The 7208-nt window shown below is 68.3% G+C and carries 9 protein-coding genes; 6 read left to right on the top strand and 3 right to left on the bottom strand.

Annotation, left to right across the window (positions count from 1 at the left end; translation table 11 throughout):
* The 3 genes from Q8Q85_11500 to Q8Q85_11490 form a co-directional block, all read right to left on the bottom strand.
* Nucleotides 1-265: DUF5131 family protein (locus Q8Q85_11500; protein MDP3774880.1), on the bottom strand; the 265-nt coding region annotated here is incomplete at its 3' end.
* A 74-nt stretch (nt 266-339) separates the two neighbouring features.
* On the bottom strand, nt 340-666 hold the full coding sequence (locus tag Q8Q85_11495) for a type II toxin-antitoxin system PemK/MazF family toxin (GenBank protein ID MDP3774879.1): 327 nt from the start codon (nt 664-666) through the stop codon (nt 340-342).
* Entirely contained in the window at nt 663-965 is a 303-nt protein-coding gene (locus Q8Q85_11490; GenBank protein ID MDP3774878.1) for a hypothetical protein, read from the bottom strand. Before Q8Q85_11490 ends, Q8Q85_11495 begins: the two co-directional genes overlap by 4 nt.
* 178 nt (nt 966-1143) lie before the next feature.
* Here Q8Q85_11490 and Q8Q85_11485 point away from each other — a divergent pair, with 178 nt between their 5' ends.
* From Q8Q85_11485 to Q8Q85_11460, 6 genes are all read left to right on the top strand, one after another.
* Nucleotides 1144-2310, top strand: a complete 1167-nt coding sequence (locus Q8Q85_11485; GenBank protein MDP3774877.1) for an ATP-binding protein — start codon at nt 1144-1146, stop codon at nt 2308-2310.
* Between the two features lie 141 nt (nt 2311-2451).
* Nucleotides 2452-2952, top strand: a complete 501-nt coding sequence (locus Q8Q85_11480) for a hypothetical protein (protein ID MDP3774876.1) — start codon at nt 2452-2454, stop codon at nt 2950-2952.
* Nucleotides 2953-3138: 186 nt separating this feature from the next.
* Nucleotides 3139-3744 carry an isochorismatase family cysteine hydrolase gene (locus Q8Q85_11475; GenBank protein MDP3774875.1) on the top strand — a complete coding sequence of 202 codons (606 nt, stop codon included), beginning with the start codon at nt 3139-3141 and terminating at the stop codon, nt 3742-3744.
* Nucleotides 3745-3967: 223 nt separating this feature from the next.
* On the top strand, nt 3968-5584 hold the full coding sequence (locus tag Q8Q85_11470; protein ID MDP3774874.1) for a TldD/PmbA family protein: 1617 nt from the start codon (nt 3968-3970) through the stop codon (nt 5582-5584).
* Nucleotides 5581-6924: a TldD/PmbA family protein gene (locus tag Q8Q85_11465; GenBank protein MDP3774873.1), complete on the top strand. Its 1344-nt coding sequence runs from the start codon at nt 5581-5583 to the stop codon at nt 6922-6924. Before Q8Q85_11470 ends, Q8Q85_11465 begins: the two co-directional genes overlap by 4 nt.
* Nucleotides 6925-7018: 94 nt before the next feature.
* Nucleotides 7019-7208 (top strand): hypothetical protein (locus Q8Q85_11460; protein ID MDP3774872.1); only part of this gene is annotated, 190 nt, incomplete at its 3' end.

Here is a 7208-nt window from a genome sequence, read left to right as displayed (position 1 = left end):
CGGACATGGAGTTGACGAAAACGAGACGCGAGTCCCTCCAGCGATCGGGCTGCGGCAGCCGCTCGGGCCAGAGCCTTACCGCGAACGGATCGCTTCGGTTCGTCGGGGTATCCACGACCGGGAGGCGGCGGCCGTATACCTCGGCAAGCCGGCCGTTGGCCAAGGTTGCGGCGTAGCAGTTGTCGCAGCCGGCGCTCACGCGCGTGCAGCCCGTGACCGGGTTCCAGGTGGCGTCGGTCCACTCGATCTGGGTGCGGTCCCCCACTAGGCCTCCCCGAAGAAACACCGAAGCCAATATACAATGTGTTGATTGGCTGGTGCTTATGCAAGCGCTACAACCTACTCAACGTCGAGGGCGACTCGTAGCGCTCGCCTGAGCCCGCGCAGCTTCTCGGCCGAGAGAGAACCGACAAAGTTCGTCAGCCGCCCCTTGTCGATCAGCAGCAGCTGGTCGCAGTTGACACAGGATGAATGCTTGAGCCCTTCCGCGACGCCGGCGGGAAGCTGGGTCTCCAGCCCGACGAAGGTGGTGTTCACGGGCGCGCACACGACCTTGTCGGCTTTCGAGTCGAGCAACGTCTGGCGGCTGACCACCACGTAGCAGCGGGCCCGCTTCGGATCGCCGCCAGGCGGGGGTGCGAGGCGGTAGATCTCCCCGCGGATCACAGGTCTTCGAGGTCGGCCTGATCGGCGAGCGCCCGCTCGGCCGCGGCATTTAGGCGCGGCGCGTAGGCGTTGAGCAGGGCCAGCTCGCGCTCGCGGCGCGCGCGCCGTACCAGGCGGTGCAGGTACACGCGCACCGCGCGCTCCACCAGCGCGGAGCGTCCCGCTGCCCCGGCAACGTCATCCGCAGCGTCGAGCAGGCCCCGGGAGATGGTGACCGACGCCTTGGCCTTCTTGCCGGGGGCCCGGATCAGCTCGCTCACCCGCGTGACCCGGCCCGGAGGTATCCGGTACGCGTTCATACTACCAAAGGTAGGATAGCAGGTAGCATTGCGCAAGGCCGTCCGCCTCACCACCAGTCGTCCTCCTCCCACGGCCGCCGCTCCCGGGACCCCTTGGGATAGGAATCCTGAAGCCCCCAGTCCGGCAGGCCAGCCATAGACTTGAAAAACGAGCTTATTGCGCTCATTTTTCGAACCAATGTCAACCCTCCTCCCCCGGACACGCCACCTGCGTCGGGTGCTGGCACTGCTCGAGCGCCACCCGGTCGTCGGCATGCTCGGCGCGCGCCAGGTGGGCAAGACTACCCTGGCGCGCGAAGTCGGCCGCCGGTTCCGGGGCCCAAAGCGCCGGTTCGATCTGGAGGACCCGGACGATCTAGCCCGGCTCGCGGAACCCAAGCTCGCGCTCGAGAAGCTCGAAGGACTGGTCATCCTGGATGAGGTGCAGCGACGCCCGGATCTGTTCCCGGTGCTCCGCGTGCTCGTGGACCGTCCGGACTCCAAGGTCCGGTTCCTCGTGCTGGGGAGCGCCTCGCCGGATCTGCTCCGCCAGAGCGCCGAGACGCTGGCCGGACGGATCGCGTACCACGAGCTCGACGGCTTCGCGCTCGACGAAGTGGGAATCGAGGCGCTCGACCGCCGGTGGCTCCGGGGAGGTTTCCCGCGATCGTACCTGGCGCGGTCCACCGCCGAGTCGTTTGAGTGGCGGCGGTCTTTCGTTCGCACCTTTCTCGAACGGGATCTCGCCGCGCTCGGCGTCCAGATCCCCGGCGTCACGATGCACCGCTTCTGGCGCATGCTCGCGCATTACCACGGTCAGGTGTGGAACGGCGCCGAGCTCGCGCGGGCGTTCGGCGTGGCGGCGACCACCGTCCGCCGCTATCTCGACGTGCTGACAGGGGCGCTGGTGCTCCGCCAGCTCCCGCCCTGGCACGAGAACGTGGGGAAACGACAGGTGAAGTCGCCTAAGGTCTACGTCTCCGACTCGGGACTGCTCCACGCCTTGCTCGGCCTGGAAACGCGAGACGACCTGGAGGGACACCCCAAAGTGGGCGCGTCCTGGGAGGGGTTTCTGCTGGGGGAGCTGCTAGCGCGCCTCGGCGCCGCCCCCGAGGAGGCGTTCTTCTGGGCCGCGCACGCCGGCGCCGAGCTGGACCTCCTCGTGGTGCGGGGGCGCCGCCGCCTCGGCTTTGAGATCAAGCGTACCACCGCCCCGGCCGCGACGCGATCGATGCGCGCGGCGCGCGAAACGCTACGCCTCGAACACGTGGACGTCATCCACGCGGGGCCCCACACCTTTCCGCTCGAGGAGGGATTCCGGGCGGTGGCGGCGGCCGCACTGGTAGAGACGATCCAGCCGCTCTGACGGTCGGAGGATGGCCGGCGGCGCGGCTTACGCGGGCCCATTCCTGAAAACTCGGCGCCCCGCTTGAGGTCCTCAGAGGGAGCCTTGTGGGCGCGCGCCTCCAGGCTGCATGATTGTGGCCCTCAACCACGGAGATGAACGATGGACGTCCCCATGATCGCGCTTCGGCTCATTCACATCCTGTGCGGGGTGTTCTGGGCGGGAAGCATCTTCTTCATCGTGAGCTTCCTCCAGCCGGCGGTGAAGGCTTCCGGCCCGGCGGGCGGGCAGTTCATGCAGCGTCTCGTGGCCACGCGCGTCCTCACGATCGTGCCGGTGCTCGCGATGCTGACCATCCTGTCCGGGGGGTTCCTCATCTGGCGCGTCGCCGGCGGCTCCGCCGAGTGGATGGGGTCTCGCACCGGTATCACGCTGAGCGTGGGCGCTACGGCTTCGGTCGTGGGCTTCCTGATCGGGTTCTTCGTGATGCGGCGCGCCACGCTCCAGGTCCTCTCGATCGCCCAGGCCGCGGGCGGCTCGCCGACGCCGGAGCAACAGGCCCAGATCCAGGCGCTTCAGCGGCGTGCCAGGACCAGTGCCGTGGCGGTGGCCCACCTGCTCGCGGTCGCGGTGATCACGATGGCGGTGGCGCGGTACTTGTGAACCTTTGTGCCGCTGCCGACGGGGCCGGCTGCGCCGTAGACGGCTTCGCGCTAGATTCCGTTTCTGTCACAGGACCGTTGGCGCACGGTATGCGCCCCGCACCGGGAGAGCCCGTCAGCGTCGGCGGGCTTAGGCGTTGCCCAATCGGCCCCCTGAGTGCGGCACTTCTATCCAATGGGAGGCAGTATGCCCGACCGTAGCGCCGTCCTCGTCATCGACATGGCCAACGACTTCGTCTTCCCGAAGGGTGTGATTGCCGAAGCCGGCGGGCCGGATTACCAGCGCCGAGCGCAAGCGATCATTCCTGGACTGAGGCGCATGCTCGGTGCCGCGCGACAGGCCGGCGTCCTGGTGATTTACACGACGGACGCACACACCCCAGGCGACAGCGAGCTCAAGAAGTGGCCCCCTCACGCGATGCAGGGTACCTGGCAGGCAGAGATCGTTCCGGATCTCCGGCCGGCGCCGGGGGATATCGTGCTGGAGAAAACGACGTACAGCCCGTTCGCAAGCACGGAGCTCGAGCGCATCCTTCGCGAACAGGGGATAACGCGACTGTACATTGCCGGCCTCCACACCGACTGCTGCGCCCGCCACGCCAGCGGCGACGCGTTCCAGAAGGGGTACGACCTGGTGTGGGTCACCGACGCGCTTCAAGCCTTCACCGAGCAAGCGCATGAAGCAGGTCTGGAGTACTTCAAGGCTTGGTACGCGACGGACGCATCGCGGCAGCTGCGTTCGACGGAGGACGTGATTGCCGAATGGTCGCGGGAGGTCGCAGCCGTGGTCTGACGCGCGGCTTCGCCGCCACCGGGGCTTACGGGGTCGCCCTTGGCAATCGCATGCGAGTCGAGTCGCTCGTTCGCGAGCAGCTCAGCGACGAGCTCCGAGGGGCTGACACTCATCTCGCGACGCTGCTGGCAGAGCGAACGAAGGCGGTGAAGCAGCTGAACGGTCAATCTTCCATGAGCGTAGTCTTTCGGACGGGTCCCCTCCTCCGCATGAAAGGCATGGCATGACGGATCGCAGAGACTTCCTCAAGCTGGCCGGTGCGGCCGGCGCGGCCGGCGCCGTGGCGGCGACCGGCGGGCTGCTGCGTCCGCGGCCGGCCGCGGCATCGCCCGCGCCGAAAATGGACGCGTCCATCCGCGAGCTGCTGATGCAGGCGCTCAACGCCGCCCGGTCGGCGGGCGCGGGCTACGCCGACGCGCGGATCCAGCGCCAGCGTCAGAACTTCGTGTTCACCCGCGAGCAACAGATCCAGAACATAGTGGACACCGACACGATCGGCTGCGGGGTGCGGGTGCTGGTGGACGGCACCTGGGGCTTCGCCGCGACGCGGCGCCTCACGCGGGACGGCATGCTAGGCGCGGCTCGCGAGGCGGTCGCTATCGCGCGGGCCAACCGGGTGGCGCGTGACCGCGCCATCGAGCTGGTGCCGACGCAGGGGTTTCCCGACGCGTCGTGGCGGAGCGCGTACCAGGTGGACCCCTGGACGATCCCCGTCGAGGAGAAGGCGGACCTCCTCCTCAGGGCCAACGCCGCGGCGATGCGGGCCACCAACGTCCGCTTCGTTTTCAGCGGGTTCTACTTCGTGAAGGAGGAACGCAACTTCGCCTCCACCGAAGGCTCGGTGATCGCGCAGACGGCGGTCCGGAGCTGGCCGCAGATGCAGATCACCGCCATCTCGCCGGACCGCTCGGACTTCCAGAACCGCGGTAACGTCGCGGCGCCCATGGGCCGCGGGTGGGAGTATGTCCAGCAGGTGGACCTGGTAGGCAACGCGCCTCGATGGGGCGAAGAGGCGGCGCAGAAGCTCACGGCCCGGCCCGTCGAAGTCGGGCGGTACGACCTGGTGCTGCACCCGTCGCATCTCTGGCTCACCATCCACGAGTCCATCGGCCACCCGACCGAGCTGGACCGCGCGATGGGCTACGAGGCCAACTACGCGGGGACCAGCTTCCTCGCGCCGCCGGAGCGCCAGCTCGGCACGTTCCGCTACGGCCCGGACTTCATGAACATCCAGGGCGACCGCTCGCAGGAGGGTGGCCTCTCGACCATCGGGTACGACGACGACGGAGTGCAGCCGGAGAACTTCCAGATCGTGCGGAACGGCATCTTCAACGACTACCAGACCACTCGCGAGCAGGCCGGCTGGCTGCGCTGGTACTACGACCGGCAGGGTCGGGAGACGCGGTCGCACGGCTGCTCGTACGCTCAGGGCTGGCAGAACGTCGCGTTCCAGCGGATGCCGAACGTGTCGCTGATGCCGGGTGAGCAGGACAGAACGTGGGACGACCTGATCGCGGCGACGGACGCGGGGATCGCGATCATGGGCGACGGGTCGTTCTCGATAGACCAGCAGCGCTTCAACGCGCAGTTCGGCGGGCAGCTTTTCTACGAGATCCGCGGTGGCCGCATCACGGGGATGCTGAAGGACGTGGCGTACCAGATGCGCACCCCTGACTTCTGGAACGCCATGGACCTGATCGGCGGGCGGCGCAGCTACGAGCTGGGCGGCGCCTTCTTCGACGGCAAGGGACAGCCGGGCCAGGCGAACGCCGTGAGCCACGGCGCGGTGCCCGCGCGGTTCCGGCAGATCAACGTCATCAACACGGGGAGGCGGCGGTGAGCAATCCCGTGATGTCGCGCCAGGAAATGCAGGCGATCATCGAGAAGGTGGTGCGGTGGTCGCGGGCGGACGAAGTGCAGGTGAACCTGAACAGCAACGTGACCGGCAACACCCGGTTCGCCGCCAACCAGCTTTCCACGTCGGGGAGCGTGGAAGACGCCAACATCGCCGTGTCGAGCGCGTTCGGGCCCAAACACGCCGTGGTGACGTCCAACGACCTTTCCGACGACTCGCTCCACCGGCTCGTCTCCCAGTCAGAGGCGCTGGCGCGGCTGGCGCCGGACGACCCGGAGGCGATGCCGTCGCTGGGCCCGCAGACCTACCAGCCGGTGAACGCGTTCTTCGACTCGACGGCAAACCTCGCGCCTGGCGACCGCGCGCGCGCGGCGTTGACTGCGCTCGAGCAGACGCGTGCCGCCGGTGACCTCATGGCGGCCGGCTTCATCGTGACCCAGGCGAACTCGGGCGCGATCGGCAACCAGGCGGGCCTGTTCGCGTATCATCGGAACACCAGCGCCAACTACACGCTGACGGTGCGCACGGCGGACGGCACCGGTTCGGGATGGGCGGCCGCGGACTCTCAGGATTGGAGCCAGCTCGACTTCCGCGGCGTGGCCCAGCGCGCCGTGGACAAGGCGCGCGCTTCACGCAATCCGGTGGCGATCGAGCCCGGGCGGTACACCGTCATACTGGAACCCCAGGCCGCCGGCGACCTGGTGCAGCTCATGGCGTTCTCGCTGGACGCGCGCTCGGCTGATGAGGGACGGAGCGCGTTCACGCGCGAAGGCGGCGGGACCAAGATCGGCGAGCGGATCGTGGACGAGCGCGTCACCATTTTCAGCGACCCGCGGGACCCGCAACTCCTCGCGCAGCCGTTCGACGGGCAGGGCCTCCCGCTCGGCCGGCAGGGGTGGGTCGAGAACGGCGTGTTGAGACAGCTCTTCTACTCGCGCTTCTGGGCGCAACGGCAGAACCAGCAGCCCACCGGTTTCCCCAGCGGCGTGAAGCTCGCGGGCGGGACCGCGACCGTGGACGAGATGGTCGCGTCGACGGAGCGCGGCGTACTGGTGACGCGGCTGTGGTATCTCCGCCAGGTGGACCCGCGCACCATCCTCTATACCGGTCTCACGCGCGACGGGACGTTCCTCATAGAGAACGGGCGGATCAGCCGCTCGGTGCGGAACTTCCGGTTCAACGACTCGCCGCTGTTCATGCTGAACAACCTCGACACGCTCGGCCGGGCGGAGCGGCTGGCGGGCACCGAGGCGGGCGGGGACATCGTGATGCCCGCGATCAAGGTGCACGACTTCAACTTCACGAGCTTGTCGGAGGCGGTGTAGGCGGGTTGCCGGCGTTCGCCGCGCGCGAGGAGCGGGCTGAGGCGGCGGCGCGCCTCAGGGCCGAGGTCCCCGTCGCATCGTAGGCCAGGCCGCGGTGATCGAGGAGATCCTGATGGCGGTGATGGCCGGCGGGCATGTGCTGCTCGTCCAACATCGGCGCCGGCTTTGCCAAAGTGGTGAAGCAGCTAGCCGCAATCTGTCCGCGCCCTTACCGTTCCTCCGGCCCAAACACGCGGAGCAGCGGTGGCGGAACGGGACATCAAGGACATCACGATCATCGGCGC

The organism is Gemmatimonadales bacterium (genome assembly GCA_030697825.1).
Classification (GTDB): Bacteria; Gemmatimonadota; Gemmatimonadetes; order Gemmatimonadales; family JACORV01; genus JACORV01.
The sequence above is the reverse complement of the archived record's forward strand: the minus strand, read 5'-3'. Positions and strand labels throughout refer to the sequence as shown.